This window comes from Cupriavidus sp. 86D6 (genome assembly GCF_057815095.1).
The window spans coordinates 27,527-44,751 of record NZ_JBYPSB010000023.1; the positions used below are offsets into that span (position 1 = coordinate 27,527).

Consider the following 17,225-nt stretch of genomic DNA (forward strand, 5'->3'; position numbering starts at 1 on the left):
AATTTTGCGGCATGACTGGTAAATTTACCGGACTCCTTGCGAATCACTTCGCATCCTGCAATGCCCCACCCGGAACCCGCCATGCCTGCCCTTGATCTTGCCCTGCGACTCGACCGCTCCCCGCTGAGCGACACCTTCGGCAGTCTGGAATGGGTGCTGGCCAATGCCCGCCGCACCGGGCTGTCGCTCCAGCAGATGTCCTTCGATGCCGGCCGCGCCAACGTCGCGCGCCTGGTCTGCCAGGCCGATACGGTCGAGTTGCTGGAGCTGTTCGTGCGGCGCGTGGCCCATGGCGCGGACCTGGAAATCGTTGACGCCGCGTTCACGGGCGAACAGGAAACGCTGGACGAGCCTGAGGCGCTGGCGGCGTGATTACGCCGGGCGCGGGATGTCTTCGAGCAGTTCGATGCCATCCAGTTCCGCCGCACAGGTCTCGCGCACGATCGATACGAAATCGTCCACATACGGCCGATCGGCCATGGCCGACGGCAGCACCGCATAGAGTTCGCTCCACAGCCCCTTGGGCCCGATGCGCTTGGCCAGCACGTAGTCGTGGTCGACGTAGTTCTTGACGCCCCAGTTGGGCAGCGCCGCCACGCCGCGCCGGCTGGCCACCAGCTGCAGCACCGCCACCGTCAGTTCGGCCGTGCGCCGTTCCAGCTGGATGCCGGCCGGCTCCAGCACTTCGCGGATCAGGTCGATCCGCTGCTCCGGCACCGGGTAGGTAATCAGCGTTTCGCCAGCCAGGTCTGCCGCCTCGATGCGCCGCTTGTTGCGCAGGCGGTGTTCGTTGGCCATCACCGCCAGGATCTCGAAGCGGAACAGCGGGGCAACGGTCAGCCCGCGTCGGGCCGGCGGCTTTGATCCGATCACCATATCGGCCTTGCCTTGCGCCAGCAGCCCCAGCGGATCGGCGTGGAAACCGGCCACGAGGTCGATTTCCACCTCCGGCCAACGGCGCCGGAATTCGTCCATGACGGGCATCAGCCAGTCAAAGCAGGTATGGCATTCCAGCACCACGCGCAATTCGCCGCGGGTATCGCTTTTCAGGCGTAGCAAGTCGCGCTCCGCGGCGCTGATTGCCGCCAGCGTTTCGCGCGCCAGCGTCAGCAGCCGCTCCCCGGCCGGCGTAAAACGCAGGCCCTGGCGCGTGCGATCGAACAGCGCCATGCCGTAGTGCGCCTCGATGGCCTTGATCTGATGGGAAAGTGCCGACTGGCTCACGTGCACCCGCTCGGCCGCCGTTGCCAGCTTGCCCGAGTCCGCAATCGCCACCAGCGACCGGAAATGACGGACTTCAATCATCGCGGCCCCTTCCCGGCCCTCAAACCAGTAAGTTGAATGAAATTCATACTTTGTTTAAAACATCTCGCTTGATTCATTCTAGCGGGGAACTGACACTGTGCGCCAGATCAGACATCACTGAAATCACTGGAGCACCGCATGGCACGTACACACGTTTTGGGATTTCCGCGCATTGGCGCCCGACGGGAACTGAAGTTTGCGCAAGAGGCGTTCTGGCGCGGCGAGACATCGGAAGCGGCGTTGCGCGAGGTGGGTGCCACGCTGCGCGCCCGTCACTGGCAGTTGCAGGCCGATGCCGGGCTGGCTACGGTGGCGGCCGGCGACTTCGCCTGGTACGACCAGATGCTGGGCCTGACCACGCTGCTGGGTGCCCTGCCCAAACGATTCGGGTTCGATCCGGCCGCGCTGACGCTGGCGCAGTACTACGAACTGGCGCGCGGCAATGCGGCCCAGCCGGCCATGGAGATGACCAAGTGGTTCGATACCAACTACCACTACATCGTGCCGGAGCTTGACGCCGACAGTACTTTCGACGGCGGTGCCAACTGGTATTTCGACGAAATTGATGAGGCGCTGGCGCTGGGCCTGCCCACACGTCCGGTGCTGATCGGCCCGGTCACCTATCTGTGGCTGTCCAAGTCGCATGCGGCCGGCTTCGACCGGCTGAGTCTGCTGCCCAAGGTGGTGCAAGCCTACCGGCGTATCCTGTCCCAGTTGCAGGCACGCGGCATCGAGTGGGTACAGATCGACGAACCCGCGCTGTGCCTGGACCTGCCGCCGCAATGGCTCGATGCCTATGACCAGGCCTACCCCGCGCTGGCCGATGCCGGCGTGAAGCTGCTGCTGGCCACGTATTTCGACACCGCCGCCGATCATGCCGCCCGTGTCGCCGCGCTGCCGGTACACGGTTTTCATATCGATCTGGTGCGGGCACCCCAGCAATTGGCTGCGTGGCAGGCCGTGCTGCCAAGTAGCGCCGTGCTGTCGGTGGGCGTGATCGACGGCCGCAATATCTGGCGCACCGACCTGCGCAAGGTGCTCGATGCCGTCGCGCCCCTGCATGCCCAGCTGGGCGATCGCCTCTGGCTGGCGCCTTCCTGCTCGCTGCTGCATGTGCCGGTATCGCTCGATGCCGAAACCCGTCTCGACCCGGAACTGAAAGCGTGGCTGGCATTTGCCACCGAAAAGCTGGACGAACTGCATACCCTGGCCCTGGCCCTGAACCTTGGCGAATCGGCTGTGGCCGGGCAGCTTGCCGCATCCGATGCCGCGCAGGCCGCGCGCCGCACGTCGCGCCGCGTGGTCAACCAGCAGGTGCAGAAGCGGCTGGCAGCCGTGACCGCCGACATGGCCGAACGCGACAGCCCATTCGATGTGCGCATCGTCCGCCAGCGCGACGCGCTGAAGCTGCCCGCGCTGCCTACCACGACGATCGGCTCGTTCCCGCAGACGCCCGCCATTCGCCAGACCCGGGCCGCCTTCAAGCGCGGCGATATCGGCGCGCTGGACTACCTGGACCGCATGCGCGCCGAAATCGAACTGGCGGTGCGCAAGCAGGAGGCGCTGGGCCTCGACGTGCTGGTCCATGGCGAAGCCGAGCGCAACGATATGGTCGAATATTTCGGCGAACAGCTATGCGGCTACGCATTCACCGAGAACGGCTGGGTGCAGAGCTACGGCTCGCGCTGCGTGAAGCCGCCGGTGATCTTTGGCGATGTGTACCGTCCCGAGCCGATGACCGTGGATACGGCCCGCTTTGCGCAGTCGCTGACCGACAAGCCGATGAAGGGCATGCTGACCGGCCCCGTGACGATGCTGCAATGGTCGTTCGTGCGCGACGACCAGCCGCGCGCCGTGACCACGCGCCAGCTGGCGCTGGCCATCCGCGACGAGGTCTGCGACCTGGAGGCCGCCGGCATCCGCGTGATCCAGATCGACGAACCCGCGCTGCGCGAAGGGCTGCCGCTGCGCCGGGGCGACTGGGCCGCCTATCTGGACTGGGCTGTCAGCGCCTTCCGCCTGTCGGCCTCGGGCGTGGGCGACGAAACGCAGATCCACACCCACATGTGCTATGCCGAGTTCAACGACATCCTGCCGGCCATCGCCGCCATGGATGCCGATGTGATCACAATCGAGACCTCGCGCTCGGCCATGGAACTGCTGGAAGGGTTTGGCGATTTCGACTATCCGAACGAGATCGGCCCCGGTGTCTACGACATCCATTCGCCGCGCGTACCTTCCGTCGAAGCCATGACCCGCCTGCTGGAGCGGGCCTGCGAGGTGATTCCCCCGGAACGCCTGTGGGTCAACCCGGATTGCGGCCTGAAAACCCGTGGCTGGACCGAGACCGAGGCGGCCCTGGCGAATATGGTCAGCGCCACCCGGGCGCTGCGCCAGAAGCTTGCCGGCCACGCGCCGGCAAGCTGGAAGCGCGTGGTGCGGCCCGCCGCCACGGCCAAGCCCGCCCCGCATGGGCATGGCGCGGCATGCGGACCGTCGTGCGCGGGGCAAGCCAGTGCCTAAGGTCATGCGCTGAACGCCTGAGCTTATGCGCTGGAGCGCACGTTGCGTCGCTGTGTCGCATGGCGGCGCCGCGTGCGGCTCCGTATCCTTTCGGTCGAGCCAAACAAGAAAATTGCGATGTCACGTCGGTATCCGGCGTGATCTTCGACCAAGAGGAATGAAACGAGCCACACCCTGGCGCCGCGTCGCGGTGCTTCCTGCAGCCGCACTCTCGAGCGCGGCCTTCGCCCAATCGGCAACCGTCACCAGCCCGGATGCCGCCCCTATCCCTACCCTGCCGACCATTACCGCCACGGCTGCCGCCGTCGGGTCGCTGACCGCGCCGGGCCTGGCGCAGCAGCGGCAGTCGCTGTTCCAGTCGGCGGGATCGGTCGGCTTTGTCGACGCACAATCGTTCACCAATACCTATGCCTACGACCTGCGCGATGTCCTGAAGGATTCGCCCGGCGTGTACGTGCAGGAACGCTATGGGCAGGAACTGCGCCTGTCGATTCGCGGCTCGGGCGTGGCGCGTGGCTACCACACACGGGGCATCGAGATCCTGCAGGACGGCGTACCGACGAACTTTGCCGACGGCAGTGGGGATTTCTACCAGATCGATCCGCTGGCACTGTCGGCCGCCGAGGTCTACAAGGGCGGCAACGGCCTGGCGTATGGCAGCACCACGCTGGGCGGCGCGGTCAATTTCACCACGCCGACGGCGCTGACTGCCGAATCCCGGAACATGGTGCGCGTGGACGGTGGCAGCTTCGGCACGATACGGGGCAGCGGCCAGGTATCGCGCCAGATCGGCCAGTGGGACTTCCTGGCGAACGCCACGGTCAGCCATGCCGAAGGCTGGCGCAATCACGAGCGCGGCCAGTACGAGCAGATCAACGCCAACGTCGGCTATCGCTTCAGCCCGGCGGTGGAAACGCGGTTCTACTTTGGCGCCTATATCGTCGACCAGCTGCTGCCCGGCGCGCTGACGCTGAACCAGGCGCTGACCACGCCGCGCATGGCATCGGCCAGTGCGCTGGCGGGGGACCAGGCGCGCAATACCCGCACCGAGCGGGTGGCAAACGTCACCAGCATCAAGCTCGATAACGGCCAGATCGACCTGACCACCTGGGGCATCCACAAGAGCCTGTACCACCCGATCTTCCAGGTCGTGGATCAGGACAGCTGGACCTACGGCTTCGCGCCGCGCTACACGGGCAACTTCACGCTGGGCGGCCTGCGCAACCAGCTGATCGCCGGGGCGCGCTTCTTCGGCGGCAACAACGACGCGCGGCAGTACGTCAATATCAACGGCAATCGCGGCGCCCAGACGCTGAACGCGAAGCAGGACGCGTACAACTACGAGGCCTACCTGGAAGACCGCCTGTACGTGCTGCCCACCGTGGCGCTGATGGCGGGCGCCAAGGCCTACCGCAACCGGCGCGAATACACCGACTACGGCGGCCTGCCGGCCAACCCGACAGCCAAGTCCGATGGCGCGACATTCAGCGGCGTCAATCCGAAATTTGGCGTGCTGTGGGAACCGAAGCCCGACATCCAGGCGTTCATCGACATCACGCGCAGCGCCGACGTCCCGGACTTTACGGACCTGAGCCAGACCATCGGCGCCACGCAGCAATTCGTGCCGCTGGCGGCCCAGCACGGCTGGACGCTGGAACTGGGCACGCGCGGCAAATGGGACCGCTTTGCGTGGGATGTCACGGCGTACCGTTCGCTCCTGCGCGACCAGCTGCTGCAATACACGGTGAGCGCCGATATTCCGGCATCGACCTTCAACGCCAACAAGACGGTGCTGCAGGGCGTGGAACTGGGCGCCAGCGCCGACGTGTTGCGCGATATCGTCGGCAAGGGCGACAAGTTCACCGTATCGCAGATCTGGAACTACAGCGATTTCCGCTTCGACAACGATCCCGTGTACGGCAACAACCGCATCGCCGGGGTGCCGAAGCACGTACTGCGCACCACGCTGGCCTATAGCCGCAACAGCCGCCTGCGCGTGGCGGGCACGATCGACTGGGTGCCGACCGGCGCCTACGTGGACTACGCCAATACGCTCAAGGTGCCGTCGTATGTGCTGTTCGGTATCGAGGCCAGCTACGAGTTCGAGCGCGGCGTGACGCTGTTCCTCGACGCCCGCAACCTGGCCGACAAGCGTTACATCAGTGATTTCAGTACCGTCACCGATGCACGCACGGCCAACACCGCCGTGTTCTATCCGGGCGTCGGCCGCGCGTTCTACGCCGGGGTGAAATACCGGTTCTAGTCGGACGCCTGCGGCCGGTGCTCCAAACGAAAAACCCTTCCAGACCGGAAGGGTTTTTTGCATGCTGGCGCCGCAGGCAACGCGCTCAGTTCACGCGCTGCACGGGCGGCGGCATCCACTTGCCGTCGAGCAGGACCTGCTCCGGCCAGTACGCCCGCAGCATCAGGCTGAAGGCATCGGGCGGTGCGGGCAGCCAGTTCGTCACCTGGCTGGAAGGGGGGCGTTCGTACTGGATATAGATGTCCAGCGAGCCATCGCGGTTGTAGCGCAGGCGGTCGCGGCTGCCAATGCTGTAACGCTGGAGCGCATTGTCGGCAAAGGCCTGCTTGTCGTTGTAGGCGCTCAGCGACCAGAAGGCCTTGGCCGGCGGGAGCTGGCCCTTGTCGAAATGCAGCACATAGCGGCTGCCGCCATCGAACGGACGACCCGACGCGTCGGCGCGGGCAACCGGGTAGACCGCATCCTCCGCCAGGTTGGCGCCCAGCCCGTACATCGCCACCGCGGCACGGCGGTCGAAATCGGCACCGTACACGCCGGTGTCGCGCTGCAGTCGCCAGCCCGTGTTGCCCGCCGCGCTCTTGCGGCCGTTGGCGGCGATGGTGGCCAGCGCGGCGGTGGCGCCCTCCTGCACGGCGCGCGCCGTGGACGGTTCCAGCACCGTTGTCTTGAACGGTTCGCCGGCCTTGACGCCCATGCGCTGCATCTTCTCGAGCATCGACACGTCGTCGGGCCCGGGCGGGTTTTGCGGCAACAACGCGGCCATGCGGCTGAAGAACGCCTGGGCGTCCATCGCCGCCACCTGTTCGGCGGGCGGTGTCTCGGTGTCGATCATCCCTGCGCGCGGCGTGGCCGGCGGCGTGGTGCGGATGCCCTTGCGCCAGGCCGACAGCGGCACCAGGCGGAACTGGTCCTGCAGGCGGTGGACATTGGCGTAGTCCGCCTTGCCGTTGGTCTGGATCCGGCCGATCAGCCAGATCATGCTGGTCGGCGCACGGATTTCCGTCACGCCCTTGGGCAGCGTGCCTTCCCAGTCGGGGCCGACTATCGCAAAAGCGCCACGACGCGTGCCCGTGGTGCGCTTGCCCGGCGACGCGAACACATTGGTCCAGGCATCGAGCATCTGCATGACGTAATAGCGGCCCGCCGTATCGGGCACGGCCAGCACCACCGGTTCCCTGGACACATCCACCCAGGCGGTGGAGTACAGCGTATCCGCGTTCGGGCTCACCACGGTGGTGTAGGTGGCATCGGGGAACGCGCGGCTATGGTTGAACGTGTTGACCGGGGTCTTGGCCGTCATCACCTCGCGCGTGACATCCATCAGCACGAGCGGATAGCCATAAGTAAACACTTCGGCGGACAGCGCCTTCATCGCCCGATCCGACGGCGGCTGTTCCGCGGCCGGTATGTCCGGCGCGGGCGGCGGCGCGGATGCGCAGGCAGAAAGGAAGGCGGCAAGCGCGACCACGCTTGCCAGTTGGCGTATCGTTCGGTTCATGACCCCGTTTCCCAGTATGGTGGCGGCCTTCCGGGGAATGTGCACGACGGGTCCGGGGGGGACGCGTGTTGCTCCGGAGGCGCATCTGTTCCGGACGAATGATGTGCCCGCGACTCGGCCACTGTCAATGATTCCGGGGCGCGTCTCCGGGCGATACCGAACACTGACCCGACTGAGTATGGGGGTAGGATCAGCTTTGTGAGCGCGACGTCACGCCTGCTGGGGTGGGGCCTGCTGGGGTGGGGCCTACGGGGGTTGGGCCTACTGGGGTGGGGCGTACATACCGGCCCCAAATGACGAAGGGCCTCCATTGCTGGAGGCCCTTCCAATAGGTGGCGCGGCTGGCAGGATTCGAACCCACGACCCCTTGGTTCGTAGCCAAGTACTCTATCCAACTGAGCTACAGCCGCACGCGAGGGACGCATTGTATCGCAATTCACCTTCCGCGCAAGCCCTTTGTGAAAATTATTTCGCAGACTGCGCACGACGCTGCCATCTCTGTTTACCAGCGGTATCTGGCACCCACTGTGCCGCCCGCGTTGCGTCCGGCGCGCGCCTTCATCCAGAGCCGCAGGCCCGTGGTGGAACTGCTGTGCGCGCCGATGTTGAACGAGAACAGTCCGCGCAGCAGATCGGTATCGATACGCGTGCCATTGATGTTGATGGTCTTCGCCCGGTTGTCCTGCCACCAGTCGGCCTCGACGAACGGATAGACACCGCTCAGCCGCGTCGGCTTGGAGCCGTAGAGCCGCACGGCCAGCCCCGTGGCACTGACCTCGCCGGGCGGTGCATCCCAGTTACTGGGCACGGGGGCCATGCCTGGCCGATAGGCCATTTCCACCCGCGATTGCAGCGTCAGGCCCATGCCGCTGCGCGACAACGGCGCGTCGAGCGCCACGGCCATGCTGCGCGCACGGCTGTCGACAAGGCCTGTGGCGGTCGTCGCATCTTCAACATGGACGAGCGGCGTCCGGGGCGTACTGTTGAATCGCTCCACGACACGATCGATGCTTGCCAGATTGATGGCGATGGGCTCGGCCTCGGGCACGGATTCCGGCGCCGTCCGTGATGCATGGACGGGGATCGGCAGGTCGGGGTCATCATTGCCGATCACCATGCGCGGCGGCACGACCGACAGCGCGGTGTCTTCCGGCATGGCTGGTGGTGCGGCCTGGTTGGGCGGCGGTGTATCCGGGGCGCGCGCGTCCTGCACGAACTGCAGCGCATCACGCCCTGACATGCCGTCCAGGGACTCCTCGGCATGAACCACGGCGCAGGCCAGCAGCGCAAGTACGAAACACAGGGGGAGACCGGGGTGCCCCGCATGCAGGCGGGCGACATGCGCCCTGCCAGACAACCGTCCGGCACGCTCCTCTCTCCCGCACATCAACTGTACGGACATGGCAACCACCTCGTCGGGCGTTGTGTGGACCATGCCCGATCAGCTTGAGCATAGGTCAAAGGCCGCGCGATGGTTAGAGGCGAATGTGGGGTGTGCCGCCCGCTAAAAGGCGGAGAGCGCGGCTGAGAGAGATGATGTCGGACGAGGCAGGCAACTCGCCAATTTCACGAGAGGCTGCGGAAATGAAAAAGCCCTGCTCGTTGAGCAGGGCTTTCAAATATTGGTGCCCAGAAGAGGACTCGGTCACCCGGGCGCGACCCCGGCTTGCGCTGGCAAGCGCAAGCTTTTCGAGTCCCCACGGGCAGTCCGCAGGGACTGCCCTTTCCGGGCGTACAAATGAAAAGACCCCGCTCGTTGAGCGGGGTCTTGAATTGGTGCCCAGAAGAGGACTCGGTCACCCAGGCGCGACCCCGGCTTGCGCCTGCAGGCGCAAGCTTTTCGAGTCCCCGCGGGCAGTCCGCAGGGACTGCCCTTTCCGGGCGTACAAATGAAAAGACCCCGCTCGTTGAGCGGGGTCTTGAATTGGTGCCCAGAAGAGGACTCGAACCTCCACAGTGTTGCCACCGCTAGGACCTGAACCTAGTGCGTCTACCAATTCCGCCATCTGGGCTTCGTTTCACTGCATTGCTGCGGTGATGCGAAGAACGTGATTATGCTGAGTGACGCGCATCCTGTCAACACCCCTCTCGCAGAAACTTCAAAAAACCTGGCCGCGATGTAGCCCGAAGTCGACTTCGGCCGGTCGGCCGGGCAGCGACAGCGTGGCGGTGGCCGGCGCGGTGCGCGCGACGACCTTGCCTGCCCGCATCACCAGCAGCCGCGTGGCTCGCAGCCGGATGGCTTCGACCGGATCGTGCGCCTGCAGCAGCACCAGGTCGGCGCGGCAGCCGGGGGCCACGCCGTAGCCGTCCAGCCCCAGGATGGCCGCGGGCGTTTCGGTCACGGCCCGGAAGCAGGCGCGCATCGCGTCCTGGCCCGTCATCTGGGCCACGTGCAGCCCCATGTGCGCCACCTCGAGCATGTCGCCGGAGCCCAGGCTGTACCAGGGGTCCATCACGCAATCGTGCCCGAACGCCACGGGGATGCCCGCGGCCAGCAGCTCGGGCACCCGGGTCATGCCGCGGCGTTTCGGGTAGGTGTCGTGCCGGCCCTGCAGCGTGATGTTGATCAGCGGATTGGCGATGGCGGCCACGCCCGCCTCGCGCATCAGCGGCAGCAGCTTCGACACGTAGTAGTTGTCCATCGAGTGCATCGACGTCAGATGCGACCCCGTGACCCGTCCCTGCAGCCCCAGCCGCACCGATTCGCTGGCCAGCGTCTCGATATGGCGTGACATCGGGTCGTCGCTTTCGTCGCAGTGCATGTCCACACGCAGGCCACGCTTGGCAGCCTCTTCGCACAGCAGCTTCACCGACGCGGCGCCGTCGGTCATGGTCCGCTCGAAATGCGGAATGCCGCCGACCACGTCCACGCCCATGTCCAGCGCGCGCCGCAGGGTGTCGAGCGCGCCGGGCGCGCGCAGCACGCCATCCTGCGGAAACGCCACCAGTTGCAGGTCGAGGTACGGCTTCACGCGGTCGCGCACGTGCAGCAGCGCCTCGGTCGCCAGCAGGCGCGGATCGCAGACGTCCACGTGCGACCGGATTGCCAGCAGCCCCTTGGCCACGGCCCAGTCGCAATAGGCCAGCGCCCGTTCGACAATGGCGTCCTGCGTTAGCAGCGGCTTGAGCTCCCCCCACAGCGCGATGCCCTCCAGCAGCGTGCCGGACTGGTTCACGCGCGGCAGGCCATACGACAGCGTGGAATCCATATGGAAATGGGCATCGACGAACGGTGGCGACACCAGCTGGCCCGCCGCATCGATCTCGTCGCCTGCCGTGGCCGTCAGCCGGGGCTCGACAGCCGCGATCCGGCCGGCGGCAATGCCGATGTCGACGTCGGTACGGCCATCGGGCAGGTTGCAGTGACGCAGGATGGTATCGAACATGGGATTCTCTTTCCGGATAGTTCAGCGTTCGCCCTTGCGGTACGGCTTCATCAGCGCCTGCGGATAGGCCGCGCGCCGCGCCACCAGCACCAGCGCAAGGATCGACAGAATATAAGGCAGCATCAGGTAGACCTGGTACGGCAGCGCCGGCAGGCCAGGCAGGCTGGCCCCACCCTGCTGCAGGCGCAGCTGCAGCGCATCGAAGGCCGCGAACAGCAGCGCGCCCAGCAATGCCCGCCCCGGCCGCCACGACGCGAATACCACCAGCGCCACGCAGATCCAGCCCCGGCCATTGATCATGTTGAAGAAGAACGCATTGAAGGCCGACAGCGTGAGAAACGCGCCCCCCACAGCCATCAACGCCGACCCGGCCATGATCGCTCCGATCCGCACCGCCCCCACGCGGATGCCCTGCCCCTCGGCGGCGGCGGGGTTCTCGCCGACCATGCGCAGTGCCAGCCCCAGCGGCGTGCGATAGAGCAGCCAGGCCAGCAGCGGCGCCATCAGCAGCGCCAGCAGCGTCAGCGCCGTTTCGGCCGCCATCACCGTGCCGACCAGCGGCACGTCGGCCCACCATGTCATCGGCGCGAACGGCGTGATCGTCGGCGGGGTCGAGACCTGGGCAAAGCCCAGCCGGTAGGCGTAGTACGACACGCTGGTGGCCAGCATGGTCACGCCCAGCCCCGCCACATGCTGCGACAGCGCCAGCGACACCGTCAGCCAGCCATGCAGCAGCCCGAACGCCAACCCCACCCCCGCCGCCGCCGCCACGCCGCCCCACAGCGGCGCGCCGTGGTACACCGCCAGCCAGCCGGAAAAAGCCCCGGCCACCATGATGCCTTCGATGCCCAGGTTCAGCACCCCGGCGCGTTCGCACAGCAGCACGCCCAGCGTGCCGAAGATCAGCGGCGTGGCCACGCGCAGCACGGCAATCCAGAACGGGGCCCCGGCAACGATATCGAACAGTTCCATCAGGCCACCTTCCCGATCCGGTCGAAACGCAGGCGATAGCGTGCAAGCATGGTCGCCACCAGCATGGACAGCAGCGCCACCGCCACGATGACATCGGCAATCGTGTTGGGCACGCCCACGGCCCGGCTCATGCCGTCTGCGCCCACCAGGATGCCCGCCACGAAGATGGCCGATGCCACCACGCCCACCGGATGCAGGCCCGCCAGCATGGCGATCACCACGCCCGTATAGCCGTACCCCGGCGACATGTCGAGCGTGAGATAGCCTGTGCGCCCGGCCACCTCCACCACACCGGCCAGGCCCGCCAGCGCGCCGGACAGGGCCGCTGCGAGCAGCGTCACACGCGTCACCGACATGCCCGCGAATGCCGCCGCGCGGGCGTTGGCGCCCACGGCGCGCATCTGCAGCCCAAAGACCGTGAACCGGTTGATCGCCCACACCAGCAGGGCCAGGCCCACGGCAGCCAGCAGGCCGCTATGCACGCGCGAGCGTTCCATCAGCCGGCCCAGTTCCAGTTCCGGCACCAGCGCGACGGACTGCGGCCAGCCCATCGCCAGCGGGTCCTTCATCGGCCCGTCGAGCATCAGCGAGACGCCCAGCAGCACGATGAAATTGAGCAGCAGTGTGGTGACCACCTCGTCCACGCCCAGCCTCAGCTTGAGCAGCGCCGGCAGCAGCAGCAACAAGGCGCCGGCCAGCATGCCAGCCGCGACCATCAGACCAAACGGCATGCCATTGGGCAACGACGCCGCCCACGGCGCTGCCGCGCCATCCACCTGCCCGCCCACGGCCACGGCCGCCAACGCCCCCAGGTAAAGCTGGCCCTCGGCACCGATATTGAACAGCCGCGTGCGGAACGCCACGGCCACGGCGAGGCCTGTCAGGATCAGGGGCGTGGCGCGGGTGAGCGTCTCGGACCACGCAAAGCGCGAACCAAAGCCGCCGTCCAGTAGCAGCAGGTAGGCCTTGCCGACAGGCGCGCCGGCCAGCGACACCAGCAGCGCACAGATCAGCAGCGTGACCACAATCGCGCCCACGGGCGCCATCACCAGGGCGGTACGGGACACCGCGGTCCGGGCTTCAAGCCGCATGGGCCACCTCCACCTGCGTGTGGGCATCGTCGGCCCCGGCCATGGCCAGGCCCAGCGTGCCGAGCGTCCATGCCGGCGTGGCGCGGGCCGCGCTCAGCCGGCCGGCATGGATGACGGCGATGCGGTCCGACAGCGCCATCAGTTCATCGAGATCTTCCGAAATCAGCAGCACGGCCGCGCCCCGCGCCGCGGCATCGAGCAACTGGCCGCGCACGTACGCCACCGCGCCGATGTCGAGGCCCCAGGTTGGCTGGCTGGCCACCACCAGCGCCGGCGCCTGCGCGCCGCGCACCGAGAACGCCCGGCCGAGGATCAGTTTCTGCATGTTGCCGCCAGACAACGTGCGCGTCGGCACGTCGATGCCGCCACCGCGCACATCGAACCGGCTCGCCAGTTCGCCGGCAAAGCGCCGCGACGCCGCGCCACGGATCACGCCGCCCCGCACGAACGCCCGATTGCCAAGCTGCTCGATGATGACGTTCTCCCACACGGCCAGGTCGCCCACCGCGCCTTCGGCATGCCGGTCTTCCGGAATGCGCGCCACGCCGGCGCCGATCCACCGCCGGGGCGATGCCGGCAGCGCCGCGCCACACACACGGACGCTGCCCGACGATGCCGCCACCACGCCGCTCATCAACTCGGCCAGCGCCACCTGTCCATTGCCCGAGACCCCGGCGATGCCGACGATTTCCCCGGCATGCAGGTCGAGCGTCACGTCCCGCAGGCCCTGCCGGCCGGCCGCGGGCGCCACGCTGACCCGATCGAGCGCAGCGACAATCTCGCCGCCAGCCAGGCCGGCCTTGCGCGTGGGCATCTCCACGCGGCGCCCCACCATCAGTTCGGCCAGTTCCGCCTTGCCGGTGGTGTCCGCACGGCGCTCCGCCACCAGCCGGCCGCCGCGCAGCACCGCCACGCGGTGCGAGACGCGCAGCACCTCGTCGAGCTTGTGACTGATGAAGATCACCGACAGCCCTTCGGCGATCAGCTGCCCCAGCGTGGCGAACAGGCTGTCGGCCTCCTGCGGCGTCAGCACGGCCGTGGGCTCATCGAGGATCAGCACCCGCGCGCCGCGATAGAGCGCCTTGATAATCTCCACGCGCTGCCGTTCGCCGACCGACAGCGACCCAACCCGCGCCTGCGGCTGCACCGCCAGCCCGAAGCGCCGCGCCAGATCGTCGATACGCGCCCGCGCGGCGCCACGCTGCTGGCGCCAGCGCCAGAGCGGCTCGGTGCCAATCAGGATGTTGTCGAGCACCGACAGGTTGTCGGCCAGCGTGAAATGCTGATGGACCATGCCCACGCCCGCCGCCAGCGCCGCGCGCGGATTGCCGGGCGGCAGCGTCACGCCGTCCACCTCCACGCTGCCCGCGTCGGCGATGTAGTGCCCGAACAGGATATTGACCAGCGTGCTCTTGCCGGCGCCGTTTTCGCCAAGCAGGGCCAGCACTTCGCCACGATGCAGGTCCAGCGAGATATCGTCGTTGGCCAGCAGCGGGCCAAACCGTTTGGTGATGTGCGAGAGCCGGAGCACCGGCAATTCCTGGGGCATCGCGTTTAGGAAATCAGACAAAAGGAAATGAAGCGGCCCCGTCCAGCCGGACGGGGCCCTGTGCGCCCTGCGCCAGCGGCGTTACGGCGTCGATTTCGGCTCGGTCTCCACGACCTTGACCGTGAACTTGCCGTCGAGGATCGCCTTCTCCTTCGCCTTGACCCTGGCCATCACATCGGCCGGCATCTTGCCCTCGAACGTGCCCAGCGGCGCCAGTTCCGCGCCCTTGAACTTCATCAGCGAATACTGGCCGTAGTCCTCGTTCTTGAACTGGCCGGCCTTGACCTTGGCCAGCGCGGCCGCGATGGTCGGCTCCATGTTCCAGAGCGCCGATGCCACCACCGTGGCCGGGTACTGCGGCTGGGTGTTGATCACGTTGCCGATGGCCAGCTTGCCGCGCTCCTTGGCGGCGTCCGACACGCCGAAACGCTCGGCATAGAGCACGTCGGCGCCTTTGTCGATCATCGCGAACGCGGCTTCCTTGGCCTTGGGCGGGTCGAACCACGAGCCGATGAAGCTGACCGTGAACTTCACCTTCGGGTTCATCTCGCGGGCGCCCTCCATGAACGCGTGCATCAGCCGGTTGACTTCGGGAATCGCGTAGCCGCCCACCATGCCGATGTGGTTGGTCTTGGTCATGCCGCCCGCAATCATGCCGGTCAGGTACGACGGTTCCTGGATGTAGTTGTCGAACACCGAGAAGTTCGGGGCCTGCGGCTTGCCCGACGAGCCCATCAGGAAGGCCGTCTTCGGATAATCCTTGGCCACCTTGCGTGCCGCGCCTTCCACGGCGAACGACTCGCCGACGATCAGGCCGCTACCCTGTTCGGCGTACTGGCGCATCACGCGCTCGTAGTCCGCGTTCGACACGCTCTCCGAGAACACGTAGTCGATCTCGCCGCGCGACTTGGCCTCGTTGAGCGCCTTGTGGATGCGCGACACCCACTGCTGCTCCACGGGCACCGTGTACACCGCGGCCACCTTGATCTTCGACTGCGCCTGCGCGCCAGCCGGCAGACCCATGGCGGCCAGCGCAGTGGCCACCGCTGCGGCTTTCAGCCAGGTGCGACGATCGCTTCCCTTGTGCATGACTTCACTCCCCTTTTTCTGCGTTGTGTGCGCCCATGGCGCGTGGTTGATGGTTGTGATGGGACGGAAAGCGCCCGGCTCAGGCGCGCTCCGGGTCGGAATCGGGTGCCTGCAGCCCGCAGCCCCGCAGCAGCAAGGCCACCAGATGCTCGGTGGCGTGCTCGAAGTCGTCAGCGTCAAGCTGGCTCACGCCCAGCACGGCGCACACCTGCGCCTCGAAGTCGGCATAGGTCTGGGTGGCGGCCCAGATCGTGAAGAACAGGTGGTAAGGGTCCACCGGCGCCATCTGGCCGCCCTCGATCCACGCGCGGATCACCATCGCCTTGCGCGCCACCAGTTCGCGCAGGGCCTGGCGCAGGACGTTGCCGATCTCCGGCGCGCCGTGCAGCAGTTCGTTGGCGAACACGCGCGACGCATCGGGATGGCTCGCCGACAGGCGCATCTTGGCGCGGATGTACTGCTCCAGCGCCAGCCGTGGCGAGTGCTCGGCGCTGATGATGTCGGTCTCGGACAGCCATAGCGTCAGCGTGTGCGCCAGCACGGCGCGATACAGCACCTGCTTGGTCCGGAAGTAGTAGTGCAGGTTCGACTTGGGCACGCCCGCGCGGGCGGCAATATCGGCCATGGTGGCCCCGGCAAAGCCGGCCCGCGCGAAGACGTACTCGGCCGCGCGCACGATCAGCGCCTCGTTTTCCTGCCGGATGCGGCCGCCGGGCGGGCCGGACCGGGGCTCGATGCCGCGCGCCGGCGACGGCGCGCGCGCCAGGGCATCCATCACTTTGTGCCGTAGAGCCGGTCGCCGGCATCGCCAAGGCCCGGCACGATGTAGCCGTGCTCGTTCAGCTCGCTGTCGATGGCGGCGGTGACGATGGCCACGTCGGGGTGGGCGGACTGCAGCGCGCGCAGCCCCGGACGCGAGGCGATCAGGCAGACGTACTTCATGGTGGTCACCCCGGCCTCCTTGAGCCGGTTGATCGCCGCGATGGCCGAGTTGCCGGTCGCCAGCATCGGGTCCACCACGATCACGAAGCGCTCCTGGATATCCTCGGGCATCTTGAAGTAGTACTCGATCGGCTCCAGCGTCTCGGGGTCGCGATACAGGCCGATATGCCCCACGCGCGCCGCCGGCAGCAGGTCCAGCATGCCGTCCAGGAAGCCATTGCCGGCCCGCAGGATCGACACCAGGCAGAGCTTCTTGCCCGACAGCACCGGCGACTGCATAGGCGCGATGGGCGTCTTGATGGCGATGGTCTCCATGGCCAGGTCGCGCGTGGCTTCGTAGGTCAGCAACTGGCTGATCTCGCGCACCAGGCGGCGGAAGTTGTCGGTGGTGGTGTCCTCGCTGCGCACCAGCGTGACCTTGTGCTGGACCAGCGGATGGTTGACCACCATCACGGCGGGCGCCGCGCTGGCTTCCGTTTCGGCAAAGGCCTGGACGGCCGTGGGTACGTCCGACATGTCGTTCATGGTGCGCTCCTTGGTCATCCGAAATTCGCCTGGCCGGGCGCGACGGGCCCCGGGCCCGCCACGCTCTGGCTGCCTGTCA

General features: G+C 67.1%; 13 protein-coding genes and 2 tRNA genes. 3 read left to right on the forward strand and 12 right to left on the reverse strand.

Annotation, left to right across the window (positions count from 1 at the left end):
* Positions 1 to 81: 81 nt before the first annotated feature.
* The gene (locus tag AC3G88_RS27950; protein WP_488772418.1) at positions 82 to 372 is read left to right on the forward strand and encodes an AsnC family transcriptional regulator; all 291 of its coding nucleotides are present in this window, start codon (positions 82 to 84) and stop codon (positions 370 to 372) included.
* On the opposite strand, the gene AC3G88_RS27955 is transcribed toward AC3G88_RS27950, so the two are convergent.
* Complete coding sequence (locus tag AC3G88_RS27955; RefSeq protein WP_488772419.1) at positions 373 to 1,305, reverse strand: LysR family transcriptional regulator; 933 nt, start codon at positions 1,303 to 1,305, stop codon at positions 373 to 375.
* Positions 1,306 to 1,443: 138 nt separating this feature from the next.
* On the opposite strand from AC3G88_RS27955, the gene metE reads away from it, so the two are divergent.
* Positions 1,444 to 3,828: a 5-methyltetrahydropteroyltriglutamate--homocysteine S-methyltransferase gene (metE, locus tag AC3G88_RS27960; protein ID WP_488772420.1), complete on the forward strand. Its 2,385-nt coding sequence runs from the start codon at positions 1,444 to 1,446 to the stop codon at positions 3,826 to 3,828.
* 157 nt (positions 3,829 to 3,985) lie between these two features.
* Positions 3,986 to 6,091 (forward strand): TonB-dependent receptor family protein, encoded by a 2,106-nt coding sequence (locus AC3G88_RS27965; RefSeq protein WP_488894356.1) that lies wholly within the window; start codon positions 3,986 to 3,988, stop codon positions 6,089 to 6,091.
* Between the two features lie 85 nt (positions 6,092 to 6,176).
* Here AC3G88_RS27965 and AC3G88_RS27970 read toward each other — a convergent pair whose 3' ends face one another.
* From AC3G88_RS27970 to upp, 11 genes are all read right to left on the reverse strand, one after another.
* On the reverse strand, positions 6,177 to 7,589 hold the full coding sequence (locus AC3G88_RS27970; RefSeq protein WP_488772422.1) for a DUF1254 domain-containing protein: 1,413 nt from the start codon (positions 7,587 to 7,589) through the stop codon (positions 6,177 to 6,179).
* Positions 7,590 to 7,922: 333 nt separating this feature from the next.
* Positions 7,923 to 7,999, reverse strand: a tRNA-Arg gene (locus AC3G88_RS27975).
* 92 nt (positions 8,000 to 8,091) lie between these two features.
* Positions 8,092 to 8,829: a hypothetical protein gene (locus tag AC3G88_RS27980; RefSeq protein ID WP_488772423.1), complete on the reverse strand. Its 738-nt coding sequence runs from the start codon at positions 8,827 to 8,829 to the stop codon at positions 8,092 to 8,094.
* Between the two features lie 685 nt (positions 8,830 to 9,514).
* A tRNA-Leu gene (locus AC3G88_RS27985) sits at positions 9,515 to 9,601 on the reverse strand.
* A gap of 87 nt (positions 9,602 to 9,688) precedes the next feature.
* On the reverse strand, positions 9,689 to 10,978 hold the full coding sequence (locus tag AC3G88_RS27990; protein WP_488772424.1) for an amidohydrolase family protein: 1,290 nt from the start codon (positions 10,976 to 10,978) through the stop codon (positions 9,689 to 9,691).
* A 21-nt stretch (positions 10,979 to 10,999) separates the two neighbouring features.
* Positions 11,000 to 11,953: an ABC transporter permease gene (locus AC3G88_RS27995; RefSeq protein ID WP_488772821.1), complete on the reverse strand. Its 954-nt coding sequence runs from the start codon at positions 11,951 to 11,953 to the stop codon at positions 11,000 to 11,002.
* Positions 11,950 to 13,041, reverse strand: coding sequence for an ABC transporter permease (locus AC3G88_RS28000; RefSeq protein ID WP_488772425.1), 1,092 nt, complete (start codon positions 13,039 to 13,041; stop codon positions 11,950 to 11,952). The genes AC3G88_RS27995 and AC3G88_RS28000 overlap by 4 nt, the downstream gene beginning before the upstream one ends.
* Positions 13,031 to 14,590 carry an ABC transporter ATP-binding protein gene (locus AC3G88_RS28005; protein ID WP_488772426.1) on the reverse strand — a complete coding sequence of 520 codons (1,560 nt, stop codon included), beginning with the start codon at positions 14,588 to 14,590 and terminating at the stop codon, positions 13,031 to 13,033. Before AC3G88_RS28005 ends, AC3G88_RS28000 begins: the two co-directional genes overlap by 11 nt.
* An 81-nt stretch (positions 14,591 to 14,671) precedes the next feature.
* A complete protein-coding gene (locus tag AC3G88_RS28010; protein WP_488894358.1) occupies positions 14,672 to 15,613 on the reverse strand; it encodes a BMP family protein in 942 nt (313 codons plus the stop codon).
* A 145-nt stretch (positions 15,614 to 15,758) separates the two neighbouring features.
* Positions 15,759 to 16,454, reverse strand: coding sequence for a TetR family transcriptional regulator C-terminal domain-containing protein (locus tag AC3G88_RS28015; protein ID WP_488772427.1), 696 nt, complete (start codon positions 16,452 to 16,454; stop codon positions 15,759 to 15,761).
* Complete coding sequence (upp, locus tag AC3G88_RS28020; RefSeq protein ID WP_488772428.1) at positions 16,454 to 17,146, reverse strand: uracil phosphoribosyltransferase; 693 nt, start codon at positions 17,144 to 17,146, stop codon at positions 16,454 to 16,456. Before upp ends, AC3G88_RS28015 begins: the two co-directional genes overlap by 1 nt.
* Positions 17,147 to 17,225 lie beyond the last annotated feature (79 nt).

Coding starts and splice junctions, on each gene's coding strand:
- AC3G88_RS27980 (WP_488772423.1), bottom strand. CDS start 8,829: ATGTCAGGGCGTGATGCGCTGCAGTTCGTGCAGGACGCGCGCGCCCCG.
- AC3G88_RS28010 (WP_488894358.1), bottom strand. CDS start 15,613: ATGGGTCTGCCGGCTGGCGCGCAGGCGCAGTCGAAGATCAAGGTGGCC.
- AC3G88_RS27970 (WP_488772422.1), bottom strand. CDS start 7,589: ATGAACCGAACGATACGCCAACTGGCAAGCGTGGTCGCGCTTGCCGCC.
- AC3G88_RS27965 (WP_488894356.1), top strand. CDS start 3,986: ATGAAACGAGCCACACCCTGGCGCCGCGTCGCGGTGCTTCCTGCAGCC.
- AC3G88_RS28005 (WP_488772426.1), bottom strand. CDS start 14,590: ATGCCCCAGGAATTGCCGGTGCTCCGGCTCTCGCACATCACCAAACGG.
- AC3G88_RS27955 (WP_488772419.1), bottom strand. CDS start 1,305: ATGATTGAAGTCCGTCATTTCCGGTCGCTGGTGGCGATTGCGGACTCG.
- metE (WP_488772420.1), top strand. CDS start 1,444: ATGGCACGTACACACGTTTTGGGATTTCCGCGCATTGGCGCCCGACGG.
- AC3G88_RS28015 (WP_488772427.1), bottom strand. CDS start 16,454: ATGGATGCCCTGGCGCGCGCGCCGTCGCCGGCGCGCGGCATCGAGCCC.
- AC3G88_RS27990 (WP_488772424.1), bottom strand. CDS start 10,978: ATGTTCGATACCATCCTGCGTCACTGCAACCTGCCCGATGGCCGTACC.
- AC3G88_RS27950 (WP_488772418.1), top strand. CDS start 82: ATGCCTGCCCTTGATCTTGCCCTGCGACTCGACCGCTCCCCGCTGAGC.
- AC3G88_RS28000 (WP_488772425.1), bottom strand. CDS start 13,041: ATGCGGCTTGAAGCCCGGACCGCGGTGTCCCGTACCGCCCTGGTGATG.
- upp (WP_488772428.1), bottom strand. CDS start 17,146: ATGAACGACATGTCGGACGTACCCACGGCCGTCCAGGCCTTTGCCGAA.